Source organism: Bacillus sp. 95MFCvi2.1 (assembly GCF_000374965.1).
GTDB classification, from domain to species: Bacteria; Bacillota; Bacilli; order Bacillales; family Bacillaceae_G; genus Bacillus_A; species Bacillus_A pseudomycoides.
On record NZ_KB895690.1, the window covers coordinates 137,572 to 162,925 of the forward strand.

Here is a 25,354-nt window from a genome sequence, read left to right on the forward strand (position 1 = left end):
AAATATAAAATAGAATTAGAGCGAATAAATGATGTTTTTTTTGAAAAAGCATGAGTTTCATTTACCTTGCAAATATCAAACTATTTTCGTAAATACATTGATACCTTTGAGTGATGTAACGTTTAAAGAAAAAAGGTATCGTATTCTTACATTCAGAATGATAAAGGAGTGAATGGCCATGTCATATAGTGAAATGATTAGAAAAGAAGTGCTGAGCTGGGAAGGGGTTTCTGAAAAACCACATCGATTTGGTGGTATTGAATTAAATTATAAAAAGAAAGAGTTAGGTCATCTTCATGGAGATACATTAGCTGATCTTCCATTTCCAAAATTAAAACGGGATGAATTGGTTAACCAAGGGTTAGCGCAGCCCCATCATGTATTACCTGAATCAGGATGGATTAGTTATCATATAAAAAGCGAAGAGGATCTTCCGGTTGTCATTGAACTTTTTCGGATGCAATATGATAGATTCACAAAAAAATTAGAGAAAAGATGAAGTTGGTATTTCATTTAAACACAAAATAACTAGGTATTTATACCTAGTTATTTTGTAAATTACAGAGGAATTTTGATTAATTCTTTGGAAAATAAATATGACCCGTACATACCTAATATTCTGGATAAAATATTATTAATATAAAAAAAAGGTAGTAAATTAATAATGTTTTTGAAAGTTATAAAAGGATAAAAAATATTAGATTTATACAATTCATGTTTGAATTATATGTATGAATTCAGTTAATATATGAAAAAATAGAATATTAACTGAGGAGTGTGAGTTGTTTATGAAAGAAGATATTAAGATTAGAGATGCCCAAATTGAAGATTTATCTAGTATAGTAGATATATATAATTCAACTATTTCAAGTAGAATGGTAACTGCTGATACAGAACCTGTCACTGTTACGAGTAGAGAACAATGGTTTAATGAGCATTCACCTTCTTTTAGACCTCTATGGGTAATAGAATCTCAAGATGAGATATGCGGATGGGTTAGTTTCCAATCCTTTTACGGTCGACCTGCTTATAATGGAACAGCTGAAATAAGTATATACATTCATCAAATGTATAGAGGTAGGGGGATAGGTAAACATATACTACATAAAGTGTTAGATACTTGTCCAAAGCTCCAGATTAAAACATTACTAGCATTTATATTTGCTCATAATAAAGCTAGTCTTCAACTATTTTCTTGTTTTGATTTTGAAAAATGGGCGCATCTGCCTAACGTTGCAGAATTAGATGGGGTTGAAAGGGATTTAATCATTCTTGGTAAAAGGGTTTTATGATATTTTAATAAAATATGAAAAAAGTAGTATAACAAGTTCAGTAAAATAAGAAATGATATTTGTATATGAAAGTAGATAGTATGCATCTGGATATTAAAATAAACAAGTAGACTAATCTAGCTTGTTTATTTTAATATTATGCATTATTACATGCAAACGATTGCGTCTTTCCGTTTATAATGAAAGCGAATACATGAAATTTGTAAATTAAAGGGGAGAGAAGCAATGAAAAATCAGTTTCAATATTGTTGTATTGTCATTTTGTCTGTAGTGATGTTATTTGTATCATTATTAATTCCGCAAGCGAGTTCGGCAGCTGTAAATGGAAAAGGAATGAATCCAGATTACAAAGCATATTTAATGGCGCCATTAAAAAAGATACCGGAAGTAACAAATTGGGAGACATTTGAAAATGATTTACGATGGGCAAAACAAAATGGTTTTTATGCTATTACAGTTGATTTTTGGTGGGGGGATATGGAAAAGAACGGAGATCAGCAATTTGATTTTTCATACGCACAGCGCTTTGCTCAATCGGTAAAAAATGCAGGTATGAAAATGATTCCTATTATTTCCACACATCAGTGCGGTGGAAATGTTGGGGATGATTGCAATGTACCAATTCCTTCATGGGTTTGGAATCAAAAATCCGATGATAGCCTTTATTTTAAGTCTGAAACAGGAACTGTCAATAAAGAAACATTAAATCCACTTGCTTCAGATGTAATTCGAAAGGAATATGGTGAACTATATACAGCATTCGCAGCAGCTATGAAACCGTATAAAGATGTAATTGCAAAAATATATTTATCTGGAGGACCAGCTGGTGAACTAAGATATCCTTCATATACAACTTCCGATGGGACAGGATATCCCTCACGTGGAAAGTTTCAAGCGTATACAGAGTTTGCAAAATCTAAATTTCGTTTATGGGTATTAAATAAATATGGTTCTCTAAATGAAGTGAATAAAGCATGGGGCACGAAACTGATTTCAGAGTTAGCAATTTTACCACCAAGCGATGGGGAACAATTCTTAATGAATGGATATCTTTCTATGTATGGAAAAGACTATTTAGAATGGTATCAGGGCATCTTGGAAAATCATACAAAATTAATTGGTGAATTAGCACATAACGCATTTGACACAACTTTCCAAGTACCAATTGGTGCAAAAATTGCAGGCGTACATTGGCAATATAATAACCCAACAATACCTCATGGAGCTGAAAAGCCTGCAGGGTATAATGATTATAGCCATTTACTTGATGCTTTCAAAAGTGCAAAGCTAGATGTAACATTTACTTGCTTAGAAATGACAGATAAAGGTAGTTATCCGGAATATTCAATGCCAAAAACATTGGTACAAAATATTGCAACATTAGCCAATGAAAAGGGAATTGTATTAAACGGTGAAAATGCTTTAAGTATCGGAAATGAAGAAGAGTATAAAAGAGTTGCAGAAATGGCTTTCAATTATAATTTTGCTGGATTTACGTTACTTCGTTATCAAGATGTAATGTATAACAATTCATTAATGGGGAAATTTAAAGATTTATTAGGTGTAACCCCTGTTATGCAAACGATTGTAGTAAAAAATGTTCCTACAACAATAGGAGATACTGTTTATATTACTGGGAATCGTGCGGAATTAGGAAGTTGGGACACAAAACAGTATCCAATTCAATTATATTATGATTCTCATAGTAATGATTGGAGAGGAAATGTTGTGTTGCCAGCTGAAAGAAATATAGAATTTAAAGCATTTATTAAAAGTAAAGATGGAACGGTTAAATCATGGCAAACAATACAACAAAGTTGGAATCCAGTGCCACTAAAGACTACCTCTCATACAAGTAGTTGGTAATTATATTATGTAAACAAAAAGATCCTTTAGTATGTGATAAAGGATCTTTTTGTTTTTGAAGGAAAAATAAATCTTAAAAGATGTCACATTCCTCTTTCTTCATCCGTCTTGTGTGTAGAACAATAAGGAGGGAATATATATGGAGAACTTTAATGTGGCAATTATAGGCGGGGGACTTGCTGGATTAACAGCTTCGATTTATTTAGCTAGGGAAGGTAAAAAAGTTGTTGTATTAGAGAAATCAAGTCGCTTTGGTGGAAGAGCAATAACAACGAATAAAAACGGAGTCCTTATGAATCTTGGGGCGCACGCTTTATATCGCGGGGGAGAAGCACTATCAACTTTTGAGGAACTTGGAATTAACATTCCAGGAGACATACCTTCAACTAGCGCGCATGGTATATGGAAAAATGATGTGTATACAATACCGACAGATTTTCGATCAATCTTATCTACACCATTACTTTCATGGGCGGCTAAAATACAATTTTCTCATCTGATGTTAAAGCTAGGGAAATTAGATTTAAATACAATTCCTAAAATGAGTCTGAGTGTATGGACAGAAAAAGAAATTAAAGATCCCATGGTAAGAAATATGTTTTATGCATTATGCCGAACATCAACTTACACATATGCTCCGACAATACAGTTAGCATCTTCTGTACTAAAACAAATACAACGATCAATGAAAGAAGGAGTCTTTTATGTAGATGGCGGATGGGAGACAATCATAACAAAGTTAAGAGAAGATGCTACAAATGCTGGAGTTCATTTTTTAGAGAGCAAAAATGTAGTTGAAATTGAGCACTGTGGTCATATTCAAAGAATTCGTTGTTCTGGTGACGAATTCTTTGAAGTCCCTACGGTTGTTATTACTATACCACCAAAAGAGGCTTGTAAAATTGTAAAAGGTGCAAGAGACACTATGCTGCGTATATGGGAAGAACAATCAGTGCCAGTTACAGTAGCTTCCTTAGATCTTGGCCTAAGAAAATTACCCAATCCATCATATCAATTTGCCTTAGGATTAGATCAACCTTTGTTTTTTACGAATCAATCGAGAGCCGCTAAGCTGAGTGACGATGGAACGGTAGTAGTGGGATTGATAAAATATCATAATCATGCAGTACAGACTAGTAATTTTAATGATGATAAATTTTTGTTAGAACATACAATGGATTTATTACATCCGAAATGGCAACAGGAGTTAGTTGAAAAGCAATATTTACCTAAAATAACAGTTGTCTATGATTTTCCTCATATTGACCGTACTGAAAATCCAGGGCCTAGGGTTCCTGAAATGCCAGGGATATATGTTGCAGGAGATTGGGCTGGGCATGATGAATTATTAGCTGACGCTGCGGTTGCTAGCGGTAAACGAGCAGCACTACAAATTTTAGAACAAAGTAAAGTCACAAATTGAAAGAGGGTCATGTTAGTGTGGAAATGGAACAATTGTATCAAGCATATAAACCTTTATTGTTTTCTTTAGCCTATCGTATGCTCGGGAGTGTTATGGATGCTGAAGATATTGTTCATGATACATTTCTTGCATTAAGTCAAATAGAAGAGCTAGAGTCTGTTGATAATGTAAAAGCGTATTTGTGTAAGATGGTTATGAATCGTACAATCGATAAATTACGTTCAACAGCTCATAAACGAAATGTTTATGTTGGCATGTGGTTGCCTGAACCACTTGTTGAAGAAAATGATGATCCCTCAATGACATATATAATGAAGGAGTCTATTTCTACAGCGTATCTTTTGCTTTTACAACAGTTATCTGAAGTTGAACGGGCGGTGTTTATATTACGAGAAGTTTTTGGATACGATTATGATGAAATCGCATCAATTGTCGAAAAGAGTAGTGTGAATTGTCGACAAATCTTTCATCGGGCCAGAAAAAGTATAAGAGATAAACCGAAAGCCTCAAAATTAAGTACAAAGCAAATGGCTGCATATGTAGAACAATTCGTTGCATCTTTGCAGCGAGGAGACGTACAGGAAATGTTAGGCATCTTAAAAACAGATGCAATATTTAAATCCGATGGTGGTGGAAAGGTTACAACGGCTCTTAAACCAGTTTACACACCTGAAAGGATTGTTCGCTTATTCTTAGGGATTACCAAAAAGTTACCAGAAGGACATTCCATTGCATTTAGAATGATAAATGGTACACCAGGTATTATTGTAAATATAAATAATCGCGCTACGTATGTGCTTTCGTTTGAGTTTCAAGAAGAGAAAATCGCATCTATTTATATGATGATGAATCCAGAAAAGCTTATTCATTTAAATCAGAATGTATAGAATGAAAAAGACGCATCTCAAGAGAGATGCGTCTTCGATTTAAGATCATGTAATTTACTTCTCTAACATTTCAAGAGGAACATCCTTTTCGCCTAATACCTCGCACTTAATTTCTCCGTCCTCTTCGTAAATACGTTTAATAATCGGTATAGTTATCATTTGCTTTTTGTACTGCTTACGTTTTCTAGCAGCTTCTAAATTAATCACGTTCATGTTCAAAGCATCCTTTCTTACATACAGTTATAAACAAAAGAAAATGCGTCCGAAAAGGGCGCTTCTTTAATGTGAAATACCGATTAAAAATGATTTTATGATTGCATTTTGATTGTAAAATAATGTGAATGGAATAATTACACGTAGAAATTAACTTTACCAAAAAATGAAACAATATGCTACAAAAAATTTCAATTCTTTGTTTTATAACAGGAAAAAGATTTTCGTTTCGCATATAATGAAAAGTAGACAAACATAATCAACTTTCTCATCAATTTTTAATCATTAAATTTGTTAGAAAGGCGATGAATAGTATGAATTCATTAGAATTATTGTTGTTAGAACTTGAAAAGTACGGGGAAGAGCATGATAGCAAAAAAGAAAAGCGAGAAGAAAAGTTAAGAAATGTTTCTCGTGAGATGGGACAATTTTTATCTATTTTAATAAAAGGGTGTAGTGCACAAAAAATTTTAGAAATTGGTACTTCAAATGGATATTCAACATTATGGCTGGCAAATGCGGCTGAAGAAACAAAAGGAAATGTTACAACTGTTGAGCTTTCTTCAGAAAGGGTTGCAGAGGCACTTATGAATTTTGAAAAGGCAAATCTTAGATATCGGATTGATATTCATAATCAAGAAGCAGGAGCGTTTCTAGATGTACAAGTAAATCGTTCATTTGATTTTATTTTTCTAGATTCAGAGCGTACGCAATATATGTGGTGGTGGGAAAATATAAAACGCATATTAGAACCACAAGGATTTCTTGTCATTGACAATGCGACTTCGCATGCAGAAGAGTTAGCAGAATTTATTCAGATGATTGAAGAAGACGATACGTTTGAAACTGTATTACTAGCCTTTCAAAAAGGAGCGTTTGTAGCACGAAAAAAATAAAAAATATAGCCATAACAAACAAGGAGATTTAATAAAAAATGCGAATACATTCTTATTTCTATGAGCAGGCACAAAAATATCCTGATCGCGTTGTGCTTTCGGAACAACATAATAGTTGGACTTATAAAGAGTTGGCGCAATGTGTTTCAAATCGCGCATCAGCTCTTATGCAAGACGGAGCGATACCAGGGCATATTTTTATTATCAAGTTAGAAAATTGTATGGAATGGATTCAAGATGCACTTGCGGTTTCAAAAATTGGTGGAATTATAATGCCGGTTCATCCAGACGTTACCGAAATTGAATGGCAAACAATTATAAGTAGTACGGAGCCTAATTGGATTATCACATCCAAAGAGACTTTATGTCAAACAATGGAGCCTAATACCATCCCATTTCCTCTTCATGTGAGTAGTAAGGATGAGTTATACTTCTTTGGTTATACTTCAGGTTCAACGGGTACACCGAAAGGGTTTGTTAAAAGTCATCAATCATGGACTAGTAGTTTTGAAGGGTGGAGTAAGGCATTTTCACTAATTGAAAGCGATCGTGTAGTAGTTCCGCTACATTTATCTTATTCAGCCCAGCTATATCCGGCACTTCAGGCATTAGCTATAGGATCTGAGATTGTTTTATTATCTAAGTTCACACCAGAAGCCTTTTTAAAAGCGAAAGGATCGTGTGCTTCTATCACACCAGCTTTAATTGAACCTTTAATTCGCCATGCAAAGCAAAAACGAAGTGTGCAGGAAATGATTCCGAGGTGTATGATTTCAGTTGGGACAAAATTATCGCCTATACAAAGACAAAAATTTGAAGAATGTTTTCCTAAATCATTTTTGTATGAATATTACGGATCATCAGAAATGGGCTATGCCTCACTGTTAACACCGGAAGATGCAAGAACTGCACCTGAAACAGTCGGGATACCATTCCCAGATGTAGAGATTGCCTTTTTTAATGAGAAAAAAGAACGAATAGTAACTAATAAAGAAAACTTTGGGAAATTATTTGTTCGATCTGGTCAGGCTTTTGAAGGATATATTGAAAATGAAAAGCAAACAAAAGCAACTTTCATAGAAGATTGGGTAACATCACATGATATTGGTTTCCAAAGAGAAGATGGAAAAATTGTTTTAGTAGGTAGAGACCGAGATGTTATAAAAGCTGCTGGGAGTTTTGTGTATGCTGGTGAAATAGAGGATGTATTACTTGGAATCACCGGGGTTATAGAAGCAGTAGTGTTTTCGGAAAAAGATGAGAATCGCGGGGAAATTATACGGGCTGTTATCGTTAAGGAAGTTTCTCGAGAATTAGTAGATATTCAGAAAGAGTGCCGTCAAAAACTAATAGCATATAAGCAGCCAAGAAATTGGACTGTACTATCACGTTTACCGAAGAAGCCGAACGGAAAGGTAGACAAAATGAAATTGAGGGCCGAATTGCTAAGTAATAAACTGTATAACATGTGAAGAATCCGTCTTCCGCACGTAGCCTTCTAGGTCTTAAGTCTGAGGAAAATAATGTACGAAACAGGTATACTTAGGATAAGAAACAGGGAATGACTGCATAAGCAGGAGTTTATTAAAAATCGATTTTAAACAAGTATCATACATGTTGAATACGATATATTAGATGAAATATAGTGCAAATAAATTCGCACATATAAATAAAGGAGCGATTTTGTGACTGAATTAGAGAAAAAAGAACATGTATCAGTAGTGAAAGATAATATGCAAGTAGTTGTTGATACAGTTATTAAAGATGAAGAGCTTGTTGAACTGAATAAAGAAGCTGATTTATATGTACAAAAGTTAAATAGTGAACAAAATACTGACCTTTCAAAAGTATTATCCCAGCTGGGAGATTTAGGAGATAAAGAGCAGCAAGCAGCAGGGCAAACATTATCAGCACTAAAACGTCCTGTTACTGCAATGATGAATGGAAAGAATGAAGAAATTCCAAATACGTTATTAGAATTACGTAAAGTGGTATCAGAACTCGATCCCAATTCAATGAAAGCATCGGGAATGAAGAAGTTTATGTTTAAGGTTTTCAAGAAAAACCCACTTGAAACGTATGTGCATAAATATCAATCTATAGATAAACAAATTGAAGAAATCATACGAGCGTTGCTTATTGGGCGTGACAACTTACAAGAGGATACAGTTGGTTTAGAAATGTTAAAAGAGCAATCACATGATAAAATTCATGCGCTTGATAAACAAGTATATTTAGGACGAAAGCTCGCTGGCATGCTTGAAGTAGAAAAGCAAAATCCAGATCGTCAAAAGGATATTCCATTAATCAATGATGCGTTAGAAAAAATTCTTGTACGTACGCGTAACATGCAGCAAGCGAAAAGTGTATTACTGCAGTCTATTGCATCTGTAGACATTATTAAGAAGAATAATGAAAAGTTGACAGAAGCAATTCGTAATGCGATTACAATGACGCAAAACGTAGTTACTGTTTCAGCAGCGATTCAGCTGGCATTAACAAATCAACGTAAGACGATTGATGCAGTGAATGCGACAAACGAAGCAATTGAATCAATGGTGTTAAGTAACTCACAAGCATTAAAACAGAATACAGAAGAAACAACACAGTTACTTGAAAACCCAGCAATCAGCATGGATAAGCTACGCGAATCATTCCAAAATGTGTTTGCAGCTATTGAAGCATCTGAGAAATCATCAGAGCGTATTATTGAATCTAGTAAAAAGTTTGTTATTGAACTCGACACATTTAATAATGAAATGAAGCAGAAGCTCATTCAGCGTCCAAAGAAATAAAGAATCGTTAGAGGAGGTGAAAAAATGGGCTTCTTTAAATTAGTTTTAATACTAATTGGAGTATTGCTTTTAGTAGGATTTACAATTGTTGTCTTGCTTGTGTATTTCGGCCGGAAATTTTATTTATCATGGGCGAAACCGTATAAACGAGCGAATGAATCAATTGAAAAATTATCAAATAAATCAACACCGTTCTTACAAGAATTTACGCAGAATCCGCTTTTTTATCGCTGGATTCGTACAGAGGGGAAAAAAGAAAAACAAACATTGAATACTCTTTTCTGTGCGGCGGATCAACGTACAAGAGAACAAGTTTTCTCTATGTTACCGAAAGATAAACAGAAAAAGGTACACGCTATGGCAAAAACAACGAAAAAAGTGACGAATGAAGATATCGATGTAGCAGCGATGAAAGTAAAAGATTTTTTACGACAAGAATCACAACAATCATCTAAGCCAACAGATTTATCGTTTTATAAATTGTATTTTTATGACCGTTATCCAGATGCATTAAATACAATTCAAGCGTATAAACGCGCAATCAATCCGTCACTACAAAGAACAGTCGATGAAATTACAATTGCCGTATTAAACGCACTTCCGTATTACCAAGAACATCGCATGTTTGAACAACAACACAAACTTGAAACTTTCTTAATGAAAGATTTAACGGATATGCTGTCACTAGTGGCTCAGCTACCGCCATCACAGCGTCCTGAAAAAGAAGAAGAATTGCAGGTTTACTTACAAAACTTCCAAAAAGAAATGGAAGCAGTAGAGCGTGATATTCGTGACTCCATTAATCATGATTTGAATGTGAAAATGAGAGCGGCGAAGGAAAAATTTAAGAATAAGTAAAAGAAAGCCTCTTGAGTCACGTACTCAAGAGGTTTTTGTAGTTTAACTATTAAGTTTGAATTGTATCCAAACTTACGCGTGCCTAATTTTTCTTTATATAGGCTTTCAATTTCAAGCACTTCAAGAGGTGTTAATGTTTTAGAGAGTGTTTGAAGAAGAGAAAAAGAAAAATTATATTTGTAATCAGGATTTTTATTAATTAATGATATTAACTGAACAGTATTCCTAGAAGTTGCTCCTTATTATCTGTAAATATAGGAGGAAATAAATAATTGTTTTCTTAGTATAGAATTTTTTGTTGCTATGGTACATTCTATAAGTTATTTCTTATTTATTAGTTAACTTGGATATTTCAATAGATTTTTGAGTGCAATGCTTCATAGCCGAAATAATAGCTGTTCTTAATCCTTTCTCTTCTAACGTTGCTACAGCTTCTATTGTCGTTCCACCTGGAGAACAAACCATGTCTTTAAGTGCACCTGGGTGTATTCCTGTTTCAAGTACCATTTTTGCAGAACCTAATACAGCTTGGGCTGCGAATTTATATGCTTGAGTTCTTGGCATACCATCTAGTACAGCAGCATCTGCCATAGCTTCTATAAACATATATACATATGCTGGAGAAGAACCACTTACAGATGTTACAACGTCCATTAATCTTTCATGTACTATCTCTGTTTGGCCAAAACTATTAAATATAGTTAGTATATCTTCTAGGTCTTTTTCCGTAACCATTTTATTAGCACATAATGCAGACATTCCTTCTCCAACAAGAGCAGGTGTATTAGGCATTACTCTAACAACTTTTAACTTTCTGCCAAAGGCGTCCTCAGTACTCTTAATGTTTTTCCCTGCAGCAATAGTTACTACTATTACATCGCTTTTTATCTGCTCTTTTATTTGGTTAATTACTGATGAGTATAGGTCTGGTTTGATTGATAAAATTAAAATATCAGCATTGTTAGCTACTTTATTGTTGTCAGTAGTTGTGATTATATCGTATTTTTCACTAGCATTTTTTAAATTAATGACATTTAAATCTGAACAAATTATTTTATCTGAGGAAACTATATTTTTGTTAATCATTCCACCTATCATAGCGATACCCATATTTCCGCATCCTATGAATCCTATTTGTTTGTTCATAATAATTCGCTCTCGCTCCTTTTAGTATAAATTTCATTAGATTGAAATTTATTATTCTAAAAAACTTTGTGATATCCTGTAAAAGAGAAATAGGCATTATAAATAATATCGAGATTACTATAAAAAAATATTTTAAGAGAGTACATTGTTTTTTGCAATACCAAATATGCATAGAAATCACTTTTATTGTGTACTAAACAAGCACATTTTCTATAGTTTGAAATTTTTATTATATTTCACTCTATAACATCTTAAATACTTTTGGAGAATATAACATATCATTATCAGTAGTATAATGAAAAGGGGAAATTGAAAGGATTGCTACGTAAAATATTTGAAAAAAAACAATTTGATATACAGAGTACTTATGAAGCACTATATTCTTTCGGGAAAATTATACGTGTTAATACAAAATACCTCTTTTGTTGTACGTTAAGAGATATTTGTTCAGAAAACTATATCAACGTTTTCTAGATATAATCAAGTTAATAAAGTGCGTACAAGATTCAGTGATCAATTAATTTTTGGCGTTTTCTTTCTGAACATGTGGTTATCCTTTAAGAACGTTGTCATAGTAAATTTTTCTAGTCCTTAGCGTGCAATTTCCCAAGAATGGTGTTGTATTTTTATAAACCCCGATAATTTCCATTTATCAATAAAAATTAAATATGCAGCCTTCTTTGTTTTTTAAAACATCTCTTGACATAAAAATCCACTGTATTGCATAATATAAAAAATTAAAATTAAAATTAAAATTAAAATCGTTGAAGGGAACTAGTACATATGTTTTCTTGCGCAAGAGAGTGGAATCCGCAGGCTGAAAGATTCCTCGCAAAGAAACTATCGAACCTATCCCCGAGTTTTAAACGAAAGTTTAAGCGTATGTCTGCGTTACAGGCGACAAGCGGATATGGATCATATCAATGAAGGTGGTACCGCGGAACGATGACCGTTTCGTCCTTTTTAAGGGCGGAGCGGTCTTTTTATTTGAATTTTTGTTGCGAAATGGGCATCATTTGCAGGGGATTTTTCCCTGCAAATTGCACGCGGTAGAAGAGTATTTTGTTTCCATTCGAAAAAAGAAGCGGCACACCTTATAAAAAAATTTTCATTTTAGACGAGGAGGTACAAAAGTGAAAAAACAACGAATTGTCATAAAAATTGGAAGCAGTTCTTTGGCAGCGAATCAAGGCGGCATCTCTAGCGAACAGCTTTCAGATCACGTTGCCGCCTTGGCACGGCTGAAACAGGAAGGACATGAAATTTTGCTGATTACATCCGGGGCCGTTGCCGCAGGCTTCTCTGCTCTTGGGTATCCCGGACGGCCTGTGACAATCAAAGGAAAACAGGCTGCCGCCGCTGTCGGGCAAAGTCTCTTAATGCAGGCGTATACAGAGGAATTCCTCAAATATGGGATTGTTACCGCGCAGCTTCTACTAACAAGAAGCGATTTTTCTAGAAAAGAACAATACAGCAATGCCTATGCAACTTTATCAGAGCTGCTGGACCGCTCTGCCTTGCCTATTATCAATGAAAACGATTCTATTTCTGTAGAGGAGCTAACGTTCGGAGATAATGACATGCTGTCGGCTTTAGTAAGCGGGCTCGTGTCGGCAGATATGCTCATGATTTTTACGGATGTGAACGGTTTGTACGACCGGAATCCTCAGAAAAATCCGGACGCGAAAAAGTATTACTTTCTTCCTGACGTTACGGAAGAAATTGACGCTCTTGCCGGAGATGCTGGCTCAAAGCTCGGTACCGGCGGCATGAGATCGAAAATCGATGCGGCGAAGACGGCGCTGTCTCTCGGTGTGAGCGTATTCATCGGAACAGGAAGCGGACAGGAGAAGTTTTTAGATGTTTTGAAAGGCAAAGGTGACGGAACGTACATCGGTAATACGCCGCAAAAAGTGATCAAGATGAACAAGCAATGGATTGCATTGCATTCGCTCGTGAGAGGACAAATCGAGGTGGATGCTGGCGCAGCCGCTGCTATCGTCCATCATGGAAAAAGTCTTCTGCCCGCTGGTGTTACCGGCGTGTTCGGGATCTTTCAGGCCGGCGAAGTGGTGGAGGTCATCACGCAAAAAGGACGCGTAATCGGCAAAGGGCAGTGCAGATATAGCGCAGAGGAATTGCGGGCGCTGAAAGGCATGCGGAGCCGTGACATTCAAGCGCGAGAAGAAAGGCATAGCTACGAGGTCATTCATAGGGATAATTGGGTTTCATCTTAAGAAAAACAGAAGCCGGCTTGTTTAGGTGCAAAAACCAAGGCTTTTCGTCTTAACTGGCGTTTTTTGCCTTTTCTCTGCTCAAAGCGTCAGTAACTTGAATGTTTAGACAGGATGAGCAACAGAACGTTAAGAGCCCGGTCGATTCAACTAATATCTGTGTAGGAGAGTTTTGGGTTGCAGTGCCTAGCTGGCGGAGTTAGACACGTCTCAAATTTTATCTTTAAAAGGGGGAAGCGAAAATGAACGAAGTATTAGCAAAGGGACAAAAAGCGAAAGCGGTTATGAGAGAGCTTGTGGCCAAATCGACGGATCAAAAAAATAAGGCGCTGGCGGCTATCGCTGAGAAATTGATGGCGGAGACATCCTACATTTTGACGGAAAACAAACGGGATATCGAACAAGGAAAAGCGAAAGGAATGTCTGCATCACTCCTTGACCGCCTCCTGTTGAACGAACAGCGCATCATTGACATGGCAGAGGGCATCCGGCAGCTGATTGATTTGCGTGACCCTGTCGGAGGGTGCGTGGCGGCATGGGAACGGCCGAACGGATTGTCCATTCAGGAGGTGCGCGTGCCACTCGGCGTTGTGGGGATGATTTACGAGGCGAGGCCAAATGTGACGGTGGATGCGGCCACGATTTGCTTGAAAACAGGAAACGCGGTGATTCTGCGCGGTAGTTCTTCCGCCATTTATTCCAACAAAGCCATTGTCGCTGTCATTCACCGGGCACTCGAACAAACTAGCCTGCCTCCAGACAGCGTACAGCTCATTGAAGATACGTCACGTGAAAGCGCAAAGCAGCTGTTTACATTGAACGAGTACTTAGATGTTCTTATTCCAAGAGGCGGCAAGCAGCTGATTGATATGGTAGTGAGAGAAGCGTCTGTCCCTGTATTAGAAACAGGTGCGGGAAATTGTCACATTTTCATTGATGAAACAGCAGATAAACAGATGGCATTCGACATTATTGTAAACGCTAAAACACAGCGCCCGTCCGTATGCAACGCTATTGAAACAATTGTACTTCATGAGAATTGGGTGGAGCGTTACGGTACTGAGCTGTTTTCCTTCTTGAAGGAAAAAGGAGTGGAGCTACGCGGGGATAAGAAAGCTTTGACAATTGATTCATCTCTTGTCCCTGCTTCAGAAGAAGACTGGCAAACAGAGTTTTTGTCTCTTACGCTGGCAGTCAAAATCGTTTCCTCGGTTGAAGAAGCGATTCGCCACATCAATGCTTATGGCTCCAAGCATTCCGAAGCGATTATTACAGAAAACGAAGGAAATGTCAGTAAATTTTTCATTTCCGTCGATGCCGCGGCGCTGTACCATAATGCTTCGACTCGCTTTACGGACGGCTTTGAATTTGGCTTCGGCGCCGAAATCGGCATCAGCACGCAAAAGCTGCACGCGCGGGGGCCGATGGGATTGCCTGCATTGACTTCCACGAAATATGTGATTCGTGGGAATGGACAGATTCGGGGATAAGAAGCAGAGGGCAGATGCAAAGCCCCTCCTGCTTTATTTTTGCTTTTGTTTGTACAGCCACTTATATGTTAATGAAAAAACGTCTAAAGGTAAATGACAGCAATATCGCCGGATACTACCTTTAACCCTATTAGAACCATATAACATGAAAAAATGGATGAACAGATCAAATATAGTAAATGCATACCCTTCCTAAGCCTGGGTAGTTTGTTTTTTGAATATGCGTAAGGTAAAATCCCTCATATATAGAGTGAGGGATTTTATGATTACTTCGCTTGTATAGTAGTTTTGCTAGAAGGGATACTCTCGTTATGCAACCGATCCAAAGCAGTCACCACATACGTATACGTCTTACCAGACACAGCTGTTTTATCTACATAAATTTCCCCAGGTTTTGTTTTTCGTACAGTAGTAAGTAAGTTTTCAGCTTTTTGAATGTCAACGTCATTCTTTTCATTTACTCGATAGATTGCATAATACGTAGAATCATTGTTTCTATCATTGATGATTCCTAAGGCAATACCATCATTTCTTGCAATAGCACCTTTTAAAGTAGGTTGCTTAGGTGGATCGTGATCTAGCCAAGGCATTGGTGGAATTAATGCAGGATGTGTATAAATATCTTTTTGTAGTCGATCTTTTATTCCTAATGGATTGTTATTTATATCTTTAAGGCTAAAGTGCATGCTACCTTTTATTTGTGAATATTGATGATTTAATGCAATTTGCCTTGGATATTCTTCAGGGTCTGACCAAGCGGGGACTGAGTTATTATTAATTTTATATGCAGCTTGTCCAATATATAGGTGAATTTGTTTGTTTTCTGTTTCTTTTATCCACCAATCTAGTAAAACGTCATATGCTGCAGGTGCAAAACCGATATTCCAATAGATTTGTGGTGTAATATAGTCAATATACCCTTTTTGTATCCATTCTCGTGTGTCAGCATATAGGTCATCATAATTTCTTTGTCCAGCAGTTGTATTAGAACCGGTTGGATCATCAGCAATATTCCTCCATACTCCAAATGGACTAATTCCAAATTTGACATAAGATTTTTCTTGTTTAATAGCAGTATTTAATCCGTTTACAAGTTGGTTCACATTATCACGACGCCAGTCTTCAATGTTAGAAAATCGCCCATTATTATATGTTTCATATGTGTTTTGATCTGGAATTTCCTCACCCGCTACTTTGTAGGGATAAAAATAATCGTCCATGTGAAGTGCGTCAATGTCATAATTTTGTACAATTTCCAATGCACCTTCCGTTATAAAAGCTTTCACTTCTGGAATACCAGGATTATAGTATAGTTTCCCGCCGTAGGGTATGACCCAATCGGGATGTTGCTTTGCTGGGTGGTTTTCTGCTAATCGGTTTATATCGGTATGATTCATCGTTATTCTGTAGGGATTAATCCAAGCGTGGAATTCAAGATTTCTTTTATGTGCTTCTTCAATCATAAATGCGAGTGGATCATAACCGGGGTCTTTTCCTTGTATGCCTGTGAGATATTCGGACCAAGGGCCATATTGGGAAGGGTAAAAAGCGTCTGCGGTTGGTTTAATTTGAACAACAACTGTATTCATACCTAGATTTTTTACATCATCTAGTAGTTTGATAAATTCTTGTTTCAGCTTTTCGATAGGTAATCCTGGCTTAGAGGGCCAATCAATGTTGAGAACAGATGCAATCCATGCGGCGCGTAATTCATGTTTTTGATACGTAGTAGGTACTTCAGCTTGTGTGAACCTAGAGCTTATGAACAAGAAGGGAATAATCAAGATGACGCTACAACAACTCATCAATAATTTTCTGAAAATAATCGTACGCCTCCTTACATATTCTATTTTCGAGACTACTATATCACGTGAATATAAGATTCACAATTGAGAAAGTAGGGGCTGAAACTTTTATTTAACATAAAAAAATTTTTTTCTGAAATTTCATTTCGTCAGAACTAATTTGTCTACATTCTTCATATGATTTTTAATAACGTGAAACTTCCTTTCGTTGGTGGTTTGACAGTCCTTGAAAAAGGATAAAAATTACTTAAAGCATATAGGAGGATTATGAAATGAAAGTTCTGTTTGTATGCTCTGGAGGAATGTCCAGTTCAATTGTTGTAAACGCTTTAAAAAAAGAAGCGGAGAAGAAGGGAATTAATATGGATGTACACGCAATTGGAACGAGTGAAGTGGAAGAAGAGGTTAAGAACGGCTGGGACGTTGTAATGGTTGCTCCGCAAGTAAGGCATAGATTTGATGCAGTGAAAAAAATAGCAGATGAGCAGTCTGTTCCTTGTGGTATAATTCCGCCACAAGCTTATACACCACTTGGTGGACCGACGCTATTAAAGGCTGTGAATGAATTAATCCGTTAGGAGGGAAGTTTGATGAATAAGTTTGTCTCATTTCTTGAGAATAACTTATCTGGTCCAATGGCGAGGCTTTCTGAGCAAAGGCATTTACAAGCAATTCGTGATGGTGTAATTTCAGCATTACCGTTTATTATTGTAGGAAGTTTCTTTCTAATTGTGGCGTTTCCGCCTCTTCCAAAGGATAGTTTTATTTCACTATGGGCAGCCAAACATCAAACGAGTATTTTAATACCGTATCGGTTAACGATGTTTATTATGTCGCTCTATATCGCCTTTGGTATTGGATATAATTTAGCGAAAAGTTACAAATTAGATGCCTTATCAGGAGCGCAGCTTGCAGTCTGCTCATTACTTCTTACATTGACACCTGAACTCATTGATAAGAAAGGATTTATGCTCCCAATGACAAACCTTGGAGGGCATGGGTTATTTGTTACAATGATTGTTTCCATTTTATCGGTTGAGATTTTGAGATTCTGTAAGACGAAAAATGTGATGATTAAAATGCCAGAGCAAGTACCACCGTCTGTATCTCGTTCTTTTGAAGCACTTATACCTGCTGCTTTCGTTATTATTATTATGAGTATTATTACTGTTGTTTTTAGCATTGATTTACATCATTTAGTTGATAAGCTAGCTGCACCATTAGTAAAAGCTGGTGATAGTTATTTTGGAGTTATTCTACCTGTGTTTCTAATTACATTCTTCTGGTCATTTGGCATACATGGTGTTTCTGTTGTTGGGACAGTTGCCCGTCCTTTATGGGAAGTTTATCTTGGTAAAAACTCTGCTGCAGTTGCAGATGGAGCAAGCAGTATACCATTTATTGCACCAGAACCATTATACCAATGGTTTATATGGATTGGTGGTTCCGGAGCTACATTAGGGCTTGTATTAGCCATGATTGTCTTCGGTAGATCAAAGTATTCCAAAGCGCTGTCAAGAACGTGTATTGTACCTGGTATTTTTAATATTAATGAGCCAGTTATATTTGGGCTTCCAATCGTGTTAAACCCGATTTTAATTATTCCTTTTATTATTACACCATTAGTAACAGCGACAATTGCTTATACTGCAACAGCAATGGGACTGGTTACACCAACTTATATTATGCCGCCATGGACATTACCAGCTCCAATTGGTGCATATTTAGCGACGGGTGGAGATTGGAGAGCTGTTGTGTTAGTCTTCATTAATATAGCAATCTCATTCCTTATCTATCTGCCATTTTTTAAAATGTACGATAAAAATATGATTGAAGTCGAAAAGAGTGGTGATGGCGAGTGAGGTTCTGTGAACGTGTAATGATGCGAAATATGAAGAAATCATACAGATATGTATTAGAGTGATAGGCAACTAGTCTATCACTTCTTTCATGATTAAAGGTGAAACTAATCAGCTTTATTACAGTACCGTTTTCAAAAGAAATAACAAATGAAATTCAGCAAGCCTTATCTATAGAAGCTTCTAACGTACAACTTATATGTAGTTTGAATTTTAAGCTCGGGCTATGTTTTGCGAATGCAGTGAAAAAAGTCTGTAAACAATCTGATTTTCCAATAGAACAATTAGATTTAATTGACTCGCATGGTCAAACGATTTATCATCAGCCTGTTCAAGAGAAGACGATTGTTCCATCGACACTACAAATCGGAGAACCCGCAGTTATAGCCTATGAAACAGGAACAACAGTCATTTCAAATTTTCGAACAATGGATATGGCGGCTGGTGGTCAAGGAGCCCCTCTTGTTCCATATTCAGAACTTATTTTATATAGAGACCAAAATAAAAATCGATTACTTCAAAATATTGGTGGGATAGGGAATGTAACTGTAATTCCAAGCCGAGTATCTAAACAAGAAGTGATTGCCTTTGATACGGGGCCAGGAAATATGGTGATAGATGAAGTATGTCAGCGATTATTCCAGTACTCGTTTGATAAAAATGGTGAGATAGCAAGACAAGGAAGTGTCATAAATGAAATGCTTTATTCTTGTATGAGTCATTCGTTTTTTAAAACTGTTCCACCTAAGTCAACAGGAAGAGAACAGTTTGGAGAAGAGTTTACAGATGAATTGCTAAAGCGATTTAAGGAGCACCGTAAGGAAGATATTGTAGCTACTGTAACGATGTTTACAGCAAACTCGATTGTTCATCATTATCAAAAAGTTATTTCTCCTTATTATCATATTGATGAAGTTATTCTTGACGGAGGTGGAAGTTATAATAAAACACTTGTAGAAATGATAAAAGAGAGTTTGAAGGAGGCGCCCTGTAAAGTACTTATACAAGAGGAAATTGGGTATTCATCATCCGCAAAAGAAGCAATTGCTTTTGCTGTGCTAGCAAATGAAACATATCATCGTAATCCAAGTAATGTACCAAGTGCTACAGAAGACATCCTGTCGTTTTAGGTAATGTAACATTCCCTCCAATTGTGAGGTAAGAAAAAGTGGGTGGAAAGATGAAGTATATGATAGGTGTAGACGGTGGTGGGACGAAGACAGAAGCGATTGCATTTGACCAAAATGGTAAAGAAATAGCAAGAAGTATGAGCTGTTTCGGAAATGTTTTACTAGATTATGAGAAAGCTTTATCGCATATTATGGAGGCAATTGAATATTGTCAACAAAGCTTGTCTAAAGAGGACTGCGTTTGTATTTGTTTAGGGCTGGCGGGTGTGAAAAGTATAGATATTAATGTGTTAAAGGAACGTTTAATAGCGAGATATCAAACAAATATTGAAATTTATGATGATGCAGTAATTGCACATGCGGCCTTATTAGGAGGAAACGATGGTATTTTAACAATAGCGGGAACAGGTGCTATCTGCTTAGGGAAAAAAGGAGCAGAATATGAGTATAGTGGAGGATGGGGCCATATTTTAGGAGATGAAGGGAGTGGGTATTGGATTGCTTTGCAGGCGTTAAGAAGGATGACAATCGAGTATGATAAAGGTGAGCAATTTTGCAATCTTAGCAGAGTAATACAAAAGCAAGTTCCTATTCATACACCATTTGATATAAAACAACTTGTATATTCCTCACAGAAAGATCAGGTTGCTGCGATTACCCCCCTTGTAATAGAGGAAGCAAGGAAAGGTAATGATGATGCGTTCAAAATTATATCAAAAGCTAGTGAAGAATTAGCCAGAATTACAGTTGACGTGTATAAGAAAATGTCATTTGAAGTACCAATTTCAATTGCAGTAAAAGGCGGAATTTTGTGCTCTGTACCAGAAATATATGCTGAATTTAAGAGGTATTGCGAAAACTATATTAATGAAATAAATTTTATTCAGAGTGAAATTTCATCAGCAAAAGGAGCTTATTTTTTAGCTGTAAAAAAATCTACTTTATTTTAAATACAGTTTTTCCATATAGCAGTCTTCTTTAAAAAGGAGGTGTTATATGGATTTTGGGATTAAAATATGGATTTTTTTATTTAGAATTTCATTTCCGATCTTCTTGCTTATCGTATGTATGAATATTATAGCCATTATAGGAATTGATAAGGTTCCGGTGCATAAACCGCAAGTTATAATACTTGTAAGTTTGTTTATAGCCTGGTCAATAGGATATATTTTACAATATATTAAATCCGTACGTGTTATTGCATGGAATTTGATAGGAATTACAACGGTAGCAAGTTTCATATTTTATTGTATGGCTTACTTCTATGCCACTTATGCTTGAAGAGTGTATTGAGAATAGTAAATAGAAAGTGAATGATTATATGATTCATATCAACCAGTTTCTGTATGTAATAGGTGCTTATATGGTTGGGAACATATTAACAGCATATATGATTATAAAATGGAAATACGGGATAGATATTCGAGATGTTGGTAGTGGAAATCCTGGTGCGAGGAATATGGGGCGTTTATACGGAAAAGTATATTTTATTGCTACATTTCTAGGAGATGTCCTTAAAGGAGCAATTGTTGTTTATGTAGCAAGAATCTTATTTGGGGAGTCTATATTTCTATTAATCTCGCTACTAGCAGTTGTTGTAGGTCATATATATCCAATTTTCTTTAAATATAAAGGCGGAAAGGGAATTTCGACATTTATTGGCGGACTGATTGTGTTCAATTATTTGATAGCGCTCACTCTGGTACTTATATTTATTTTGTTTTATTTAATTTTTAAGAGTTTTACAAAGGCTGGTTTAATTACAATCGCTTGTTTACCACTTTGTATGATTGCATACTCTTATTCTATGGTAGCGATTGTATTAAGTGTTTGCATTATTATATTGATTTTGTACGCACATAGAAAATAAAGGGGATTAAAACATGGGGCTAATGTATAAAATTGCTGATCAAGCATGGGAGTTTGAAAGTATTCATAAACTAAATTATAAAACATTCGTAGAAGAAATTCCGCAGCATGAACAAACAGAAGAGCGCAAACGTATAGATTTGTTCCATGAAGAAAATACGTATTTAAATACCTCATTTAGAGGAGTGGTTACCAGAACGTGGTGATCGTGTATATGAAATTCGTTTATTAGCTGTGGAGCAAGAATATCGAAACGGAAGAGCTTTACTCAGATTGATTCGATTTTTGCATCGCTATTTGCTTCTAAATGGGTATGATTTAGCGCTCATTTTAGCCGATGGATATCACCCGAAAAATGCTTGAACAATCTAGTATTACAAGTCTTGTGACGAAAGAATATACATTTTGACCTGGACCCGTAGAAATCGCAGAAAATGTCCAGCAAGCATTTGCTTCTAATCCAATTTCGCATCGTTCCATTCAATTTAAAGCTGCGATGGAGAATGTGAAAGAACGATTATTGCTAATGATTCAATCGCTTTACAGCTAAAGTTATTAAAGGGACGTGGATTCGTTTTAACAAATGGTGAGTTTGGAAATCGTTTAATCAAGCAGGCGATTCGAGCAAACTTATCGTTTGATACATATGAAAGAGAAATGGGGAGACCATTTTTATACAATGAAATAGAGGAATTAGCGGAAAAGCAATTGGAGCATACACTGGGCTCTCTTTTGTATTTTATAATCATACTGTAAATCCGACTGCAACTTTCTCTGTGTACATGGATATAGGAATGTACACAGAGAACAGAAGTGTACCGTACTCTCAGTCTTGGAATTTAATATGCGCCTTAAAAGAAGCATTAAAGAATCTTGAAGATGAAAACAAATTTAAGAAAATATATAAGATGTATACCTTTATTGAAGCAGCTGTTACCAATATGGAATTACAACTTGTATCTCAAAAAAAGTATGCTTCATCTATCATTCTTACAATTGCATTAGATAAAGAACTTTCTTCTAAGGAAATAGGAGATTCATTAGCATTGCAAGGGTTTATTATCCATTATGAATCAAACTATTTACAACAAAATAACTGGATTCAAATTGCTTGCTTAAATCACTATAAAGAACGTGAAATGAAAAGAATGTTGGATTGCTTACAAATGCAGATAGAACAAGTACATGTATAGTACAGAAAAGACGGTTATGAAGACCGTCTTTCTTGTTTGATGCATTATGTATGTGTTGCTCCAAATAAGGATTCCATCTTTACTTTTCCTTTTTCTCGAATTTCTGCATTTGTATGTACCATGATATATCTATGTGCCCAAGCAATTGCGATAACATCATCTAACAGGCCGATTCCAATAATAGCTGCTAAATCTGGGATGAAATCGATTGACCATACATAATAGGAAAGCGCAGCTAATATAATTATTTTGGCTTTAGTAGGCAGTCCGTTCTTTTTTAAAGTGTAATATAAAATAATGCTCTCATACACACCGGATTTTCCTAATTTCGTTGCACCTTCATTTAATTTTTTCCATAATTTCTGTTTCTCCATATAATCACTCCTTATTTCGTTTTTTCATTAATTTTGTAAAAGTATATTTAACATTATGTAAATGCGCTTAAAAATATAGATTTTTTAAAAGGATAGACAAACAATCGACAAAATAACCCTTTTTATCATTTCTTTCTTGTTGTTCATACTCATATGAGTAAAAAAGAAGAATATTGGGGGGAGAAAACATGTGGCTTTTGTTTGATGTAATAGCCGATATTATTCTGTTCTATCCGAGGACTGACGCGAAATTAAAATATCATATTGCGCAGCTAAGTGAACAAGAATGGTTTCGAGATGTACATGAAGATACAAGGTATACAGGGATTATTTGGAATAATCGGAAAATCAAGATGCTGATTTTGTTACCTACAAATATGAAATTGCTAACAAAATCAAAAGAGAAACAGAAAGAACTAATCCAAATCATTCATAGTGAGCATAAAAAAAGGAGATAAGAATTATCTTATTTTTCATATTTAGCGAAACAAGTGGTACAATGAGAGCTTAATGTGAAAAATGAGGAAAAGAAGTGATCTGTTTGAAAAACTTTTTAGAATTAGGAATTAGTGAGACATTTAATCATACATTACGTGAAAATGGGATTGCTGAAGCAACGCCAATTCAAGAGAAAGCAATCCCGGTTGTTATGGCTGGAAAAGATATAATTGGGCAAGCAAAAACAGGAACAGGGAAGACATTGGCGTTCGTCTTACCAATTCTAGAAAAAATTGATCCTGAGTCAAGTGATGTACAAGCTTTAATTGTTGCACCAACTAGAGAATTAGCACTACAAATCACAACTGAAATTGAAAAAATGCTTGTTCATCAAGAAAATATCAATGTTCTTGCGATATATGGTGGTCAAGATGTTGCGCAGCAAATGAGAAAGTTAAAAGGAAATACGCACATTGTTGTGGCAACACCAGGACGTTTATTAGACCATTTACGCCGCGAAACGATTGTATTATCCAATGTTTCTATGCTTGTATTAGATGAAGCAGATCAAATGCTTCATTTCGGCTTTTTATATGATATAGAAGACATTTTAGAAGAAACACCTGAGAGTAAACAAACGATGTTATTTTCAGCGACGATGCCAAAAGATATTAAAAAGCTTGCGAAGCGCTATATGAAAGAACCTGAGATGATTCAAATTCAAAGTGCGGAAGTAACGGTGAATAATATTAAGCAAGGTATTATTGAAACGACAGATCGGACAAAGCAAGATGCACTGCGCCATGTGATGGACCGGGATCAGCCGTTTTTAGCAGTTATTTTTTGTCGTACAAAGCGTAGAGCGAGTAAGTTATATGATGATTTAAAAGGGTACGGCTATAACTGCGATGAGCTTCATGGTGATTTATCTCAAGGAAAACGGGAACGAGTAATGAAGAGTTTTCGTGATGCGAAAATTCAATATTTAATCGCAACAGATGTAGCAGCTCGTGGATTAGATGTAGAAGGCGTAACACATGTATTTAACTATGACATTCCAGAAGATGTAGAGAGTTATATACACCGAATTGGCCGAACTGGACGCGCTGGTGGATCAGGCCTTGCAATTACATTCGTTGCACCGAAAGATGAAATGTATTTAAAAGAGATTGAAAAAGGCATTGGCGCAACGTTGCAAAGACAAGAGTTGGAACTACCTGTTAAACAAAACGATGATGCGAGTGAAAAAAAGAAAAAACAGCAAATCAAAAAACCAAAGAAAACAGGTCAATACGGTCAAAAAGATAACCCTGGGGGATCAAAGAATACAAAACAACGATCATTTCATAAACCAAGTGAAAAGAAAAATAGCAAAAAGCAAGGTCAGCAGAGACGCGGTAGATAATATAGAGTAAGTGTTTATAGTGAAAAGTCGTTTCCTTTTAAAGAAGGGAACGACTTTTTTTGTTTTTATGTACAGCAGGTAAATAGATGTAAAGAATTCTTTTTTGTTCATTAAAGTAGAAGGATAATTTAATTAGGATGTTGTATACATCATTAGGAAACATGTGGTAAAAACAACTTGA

Annotated in this window: 23 protein-coding genes, 2 pseudogenes and 1 other annotated feature; of the genes and pseudogenes, 21 read left to right on the forward strand and 4 right to left on the reverse strand. The window is 35.8% G+C overall.

What is annotated here, in order from left to right; translation table 11 throughout:
* The first annotated feature begins 178 nt into the window (after positions 1–178).
* From C568_RS0100675 to C568_RS0100695, 5 genes are all read left to right on the forward strand, one after another.
* Positions 179–499 (forward strand): luciferase domain-containing protein, encoded by a 321-nt coding sequence (locus tag C568_RS0100675; RefSeq protein ID WP_018767029.1) that lies wholly within the window; start codon positions 179–181, stop codon positions 497–499.
* A 289-nt stretch (positions 500–788) separates the two neighbouring features.
* The gene (locus C568_RS0100680; RefSeq protein ID WP_018767030.1) at positions 789–1,292 is read left to right on the forward strand and encodes a GNAT family N-acetyltransferase; all 504 of its coding nucleotides are present in this window, start codon (positions 789–791) and stop codon (positions 1,290–1,292) included.
* 225 nt (positions 1,293–1,517) lie between these two features.
* Positions 1,518–3,158 carry a beta-amylase gene (gene spoII, locus C568_RS0100685; protein WP_018780455.1) on the forward strand — a complete coding sequence of 547 codons (1,641 nt, stop codon included), beginning with the start codon at positions 1,518–1,520 and terminating at the stop codon, positions 3,156–3,158.
* Between the two features lie 139 nt (positions 3,159–3,297).
* Positions 3,298–4,581, forward strand: coding sequence for a protoporphyrinogen/coproporphyrinogen oxidase (locus C568_RS0100690; RefSeq protein ID WP_018780456.1), 1,284 nt, complete (start codon positions 3,298–3,300; stop codon positions 4,579–4,581).
* Between the two features lie 17 nt (positions 4,582–4,598).
* Positions 4,599–5,468, forward strand: a complete 870-nt coding sequence (locus C568_RS0100695) for a sigma-70 family RNA polymerase sigma factor (RefSeq protein ID WP_018780457.1) — start codon at positions 4,599–4,601, stop codon at positions 5,466–5,468.
* A gap of 54 nt (positions 5,469–5,522) precedes the next feature.
* On the opposite strand, the gene C568_RS34545 is transcribed toward C568_RS0100695, so the two are convergent.
* Positions 5,523–5,681, reverse strand: coding sequence for a hypothetical protein (locus C568_RS34545; RefSeq protein ID WP_018767033.1), 159 nt, complete (start codon positions 5,679–5,681; stop codon positions 5,523–5,525).
* 305 nt (positions 5,682–5,986) lie between these two features.
* Between C568_RS34545 and C568_RS0100705 the strand changes: the two genes are divergently transcribed.
* The 4 genes from C568_RS0100705 (at position 5,987) to C568_RS0100720 (ending at position 10,230) form a co-directional block, all read left to right on the forward strand.
* A complete protein-coding gene (locus tag C568_RS0100705; RefSeq protein WP_029426826.1) occupies positions 5,987–6,577 on the forward strand; it encodes an O-methyltransferase in 591 nt (196 codons plus the stop codon).
* A 38-nt stretch (positions 6,578–6,615) separates the two neighbouring features.
* Positions 6,616–8,049 (forward strand): class I adenylate-forming enzyme family protein, encoded by a 1,434-nt coding sequence (locus C568_RS0100710; RefSeq protein WP_018780458.1) that lies wholly within the window; start codon positions 6,616–6,618, stop codon positions 8,047–8,049.
* A 213-nt stretch (positions 8,050–8,262) separates the two neighbouring features.
* Entirely contained in the window at positions 8,263–9,372 is a 1,110-nt protein-coding gene (locus tag C568_RS0100715) for a toxic anion resistance protein (protein WP_018780459.1), read from the forward strand.
* Between the two features lie 24 nt (positions 9,373–9,396).
* Positions 9,397–10,230 (forward strand): DUF3974 domain-containing protein, encoded by an 834-nt coding sequence (locus C568_RS0100720; protein WP_006094868.1) that lies wholly within the window; start codon positions 9,397–9,399, stop codon positions 10,228–10,230.
* A gap of 327 nt (positions 10,231–10,557) precedes the next feature.
* On the opposite strand, the gene proC is transcribed toward C568_RS0100720, so the two are convergent.
* Complete coding sequence (gene proC, locus C568_RS0100725; protein WP_026008671.1) at positions 10,558–11,376, reverse strand: pyrroline-5-carboxylate reductase; 819 nt, start codon at positions 11,374–11,376, stop codon at positions 10,558–10,560.
* 755 nt (positions 11,377–12,131) lie between these two features.
* Positions 12,132–12,341 (forward strand) — a binding site (T-box leader).
* A gap of 168 nt (positions 12,342–12,509) precedes the next feature.
* Between proC and proB the strand changes: the two genes are divergently transcribed.
* Entirely contained in the window at positions 12,510–13,613 is a 1,104-nt protein-coding gene (gene proB / locus C568_RS0100730; RefSeq protein WP_006094865.1) for a glutamate 5-kinase, read from the forward strand.
* A 239-nt stretch (positions 13,614–13,852) separates the two neighbouring features.
* On the forward strand, positions 13,853–15,100 hold the full coding sequence (locus C568_RS0100735) for a glutamate-5-semialdehyde dehydrogenase (protein ID WP_018767037.1): 1,248 nt from the start codon (positions 13,853–13,855) through the stop codon (positions 15,098–15,100).
* Positions 15,101–15,366: 266 nt separating this feature from the next.
* Here C568_RS0100735 and C568_RS0100740 read toward each other — a convergent pair whose 3' ends face one another.
* Positions 15,367–16,926 (reverse strand): glycoside hydrolase family 10 protein, encoded by a 1,560-nt coding sequence (locus C568_RS0100740; RefSeq protein WP_029426827.1) that lies wholly within the window; start codon positions 16,924–16,926, stop codon positions 15,367–15,369.
* A 251-nt stretch (positions 16,927–17,177) separates the two neighbouring features.
* On the opposite strand from C568_RS0100740, the gene C568_RS0100745 reads away from it, so the two are divergent.
* The 8 genes and pseudogenes from C568_RS0100745 to C568_RS35060 form a co-directional block, all read left to right on the forward strand.
* Positions 17,178–17,483, forward strand: a complete 306-nt coding sequence (locus C568_RS0100745) for a PTS sugar transporter subunit IIB (RefSeq protein ID WP_003197701.1) — start codon at positions 17,178–17,180, stop codon at positions 17,481–17,483.
* 12 nt (positions 17,484–17,495) lie between these two features.
* The gene (locus C568_RS0100750) at positions 17,496–18,767 is read left to right on the forward strand and encodes a PTS sugar transporter subunit IIC (protein ID WP_018767039.1); all 1,272 of its coding nucleotides are present in this window, start codon (positions 17,496–17,498) and stop codon (positions 18,765–18,767) included.
* Between the two features lie 95 nt (positions 18,768–18,862).
* Positions 18,863–19,926, forward strand: a pseudogene (gene anmK / locus C568_RS0100755) (anhydro-N-acetylmuramic acid kinase AnmK); the annotation flags it as partial.
* Between the two features lie 18 nt (positions 19,927–19,944).
* Positions 19,945–20,844, forward strand: coding sequence for a BadF/BadG/BcrA/BcrD ATPase family protein (locus tag C568_RS0100760; protein ID WP_018780461.1), 900 nt, complete (start codon positions 19,945–19,947; stop codon positions 20,842–20,844).
* Between the two features lie 46 nt (positions 20,845–20,890).
* Positions 20,891–21,175 carry a hypothetical protein gene (locus tag C568_RS0100765; RefSeq protein WP_018767041.1) on the forward strand — a complete coding sequence of 95 codons (285 nt, stop codon included), beginning with the start codon at positions 20,891–20,893 and terminating at the stop codon, positions 21,173–21,175.
* A 40-nt stretch (positions 21,176–21,215) separates the two neighbouring features.
* Entirely contained in the window at positions 21,216–21,764 is a 549-nt protein-coding gene (gene plsY, locus C568_RS0100770) for a glycerol-3-phosphate 1-O-acyltransferase PlsY (protein ID WP_018780462.1), read from the forward strand.
* A gap of 13 nt (positions 21,765–21,777) precedes the next feature.
* The gene (locus C568_RS36355) at positions 21,778–21,969 is read left to right on the forward strand and encodes a hypothetical protein (protein ID WP_018780463.1); all 192 of its coding nucleotides are present in this window, start codon (positions 21,778–21,780) and stop codon (positions 21,967–21,969) included.
* Positions 21,953–22,956 (forward strand): annotated as a pseudogene (locus tag C568_RS35060) (aminotransferase class V-fold PLP-dependent enzyme); the annotation flags it as partial. The gene C568_RS36355 and the pseudogene C568_RS35060, both read left to right, overlap by 17 nt.
* Positions 22,957–23,000: 44 nt before the next feature.
* Here the strand turns inward: C568_RS35060 and C568_RS0100780 are convergent.
* A complete protein-coding gene (locus C568_RS0100780; protein WP_003197720.1) occupies positions 23,001–23,330 on the reverse strand; it encodes a YkvA family protein in 330 nt (109 codons plus the stop codon).
* Between the two features lie 188 nt (positions 23,331–23,518).
* On the opposite strand from C568_RS0100780, the gene C568_RS0100785 reads away from it, so the two are divergent.
* A complete protein-coding gene (locus C568_RS0100785; RefSeq protein WP_018780465.1) occupies positions 23,519–23,788 on the forward strand; it encodes a hypothetical protein in 270 nt (89 codons plus the stop codon).
* Between the two features lie 74 nt (positions 23,789–23,862).
* Positions 23,863–25,173 carry a DEAD/DEAH box helicase gene (locus C568_RS0100790; RefSeq protein ID WP_029426828.1) on the forward strand — a complete coding sequence of 437 codons (1,311 nt, stop codon included), beginning with the start codon at positions 23,863–23,865 and terminating at the stop codon, positions 25,171–25,173.
* Positions 25,174–25,354: the final 181 nt, after the last annotated feature.

Excerpts from the sequence above, each read along its gene's own strand:
- proC (WP_026008671.1), bottom strand. The coding sequence starts at position 11,376 with ATGAACAAACAAATAGGATTCATAGGATGCGGAAATATGGGTATCGCT.
- C568_RS0100720 (WP_006094868.1), top strand. The coding sequence starts at position 9,397 with ATGGGCTTCTTTAAATTAGTTTTAATACTAATTGGAGTATTGCTTTTA.
- C568_RS0100745 (WP_003197701.1), top strand. The coding sequence starts at position 17,178 with ATGAAAGTTCTGTTTGTATGCTCTGGAGGAATGTCCAGTTCAATTGTT.
- C568_RS0100680 (WP_018767030.1), top strand. The coding sequence starts at position 789 with ATGAAAGAAGATATTAAGATTAGAGATGCCCAAATTGAAGATTTATCT.
- C568_RS0100750 (WP_018767039.1), top strand. The coding sequence starts at position 17,496 with ATGAATAAGTTTGTCTCATTTCTTGAGAATAACTTATCTGGTCCAATG.
- C568_RS0100785 (WP_018780465.1), top strand. The coding sequence starts at position 23,519 with ATGTGGCTTTTGTTTGATGTAATAGCCGATATTATTCTGTTCTATCCG.
- C568_RS34545 (WP_018767033.1), bottom strand. The coding sequence starts at position 5,681 with ATGAACGTGATTAATTTAGAAGCTGCTAGAAAACGTAAGCAGTACAAA.
- C568_RS36355 (WP_018780463.1), top strand. The coding sequence starts at position 21,778 with ATGGGGCTAATGTATAAAATTGCTGATCAAGCATGGGAGTTTGAAAGT.
- C568_RS0100710 (WP_018780458.1), top strand. The coding sequence starts at position 6,616 with ATGCGAATACATTCTTATTTCTATGAGCAGGCACAAAAATATCCTGAT.
- plsY (WP_018780462.1), top strand. The coding sequence starts at position 21,216 with ATGATTCATATCAACCAGTTTCTGTATGTAATAGGTGCTTATATGGTT.
- C568_RS0100780 (WP_003197720.1), bottom strand. The coding sequence starts at position 23,330 with ATGGAGAAACAGAAATTATGGAAAAAATTAAATGAAGGTGCAACGAAA.
- spoII (WP_018780455.1), top strand. The coding sequence starts at position 1,518 with ATGAAAAATCAGTTTCAATATTGTTGTATTGTCATTTTGTCTGTAGTG.
- C568_RS0100690 (WP_018780456.1), top strand. The coding sequence starts at position 3,298 with ATGGAGAACTTTAATGTGGCAATTATAGGCGGGGGACTTGCTGGATTA.
- C568_RS0100705 (WP_029426826.1), top strand. The coding sequence starts at position 5,987 with ATGAATAGTATGAATTCATTAGAATTATTGTTGTTAGAACTTGAAAAG.
- C568_RS0100760 (WP_018780461.1), top strand. The coding sequence starts at position 19,945 with ATGAAGTATATGATAGGTGTAGACGGTGGTGGGACGAAGACAGAAGCG.
- C568_RS0100735 (WP_018767037.1), top strand. The coding sequence starts at position 13,853 with ATGAACGAAGTATTAGCAAAGGGACAAAAAGCGAAAGCGGTTATGAGA.
- C568_RS0100675 (WP_018767029.1), top strand. The coding sequence starts at position 179 with ATGTCATATAGTGAAATGATTAGAAAAGAAGTGCTGAGCTGGGAAGGG.
- C568_RS0100765 (WP_018767041.1), top strand. The coding sequence starts at position 20,891 with ATGGATTTTGGGATTAAAATATGGATTTTTTTATTTAGAATTTCATTT.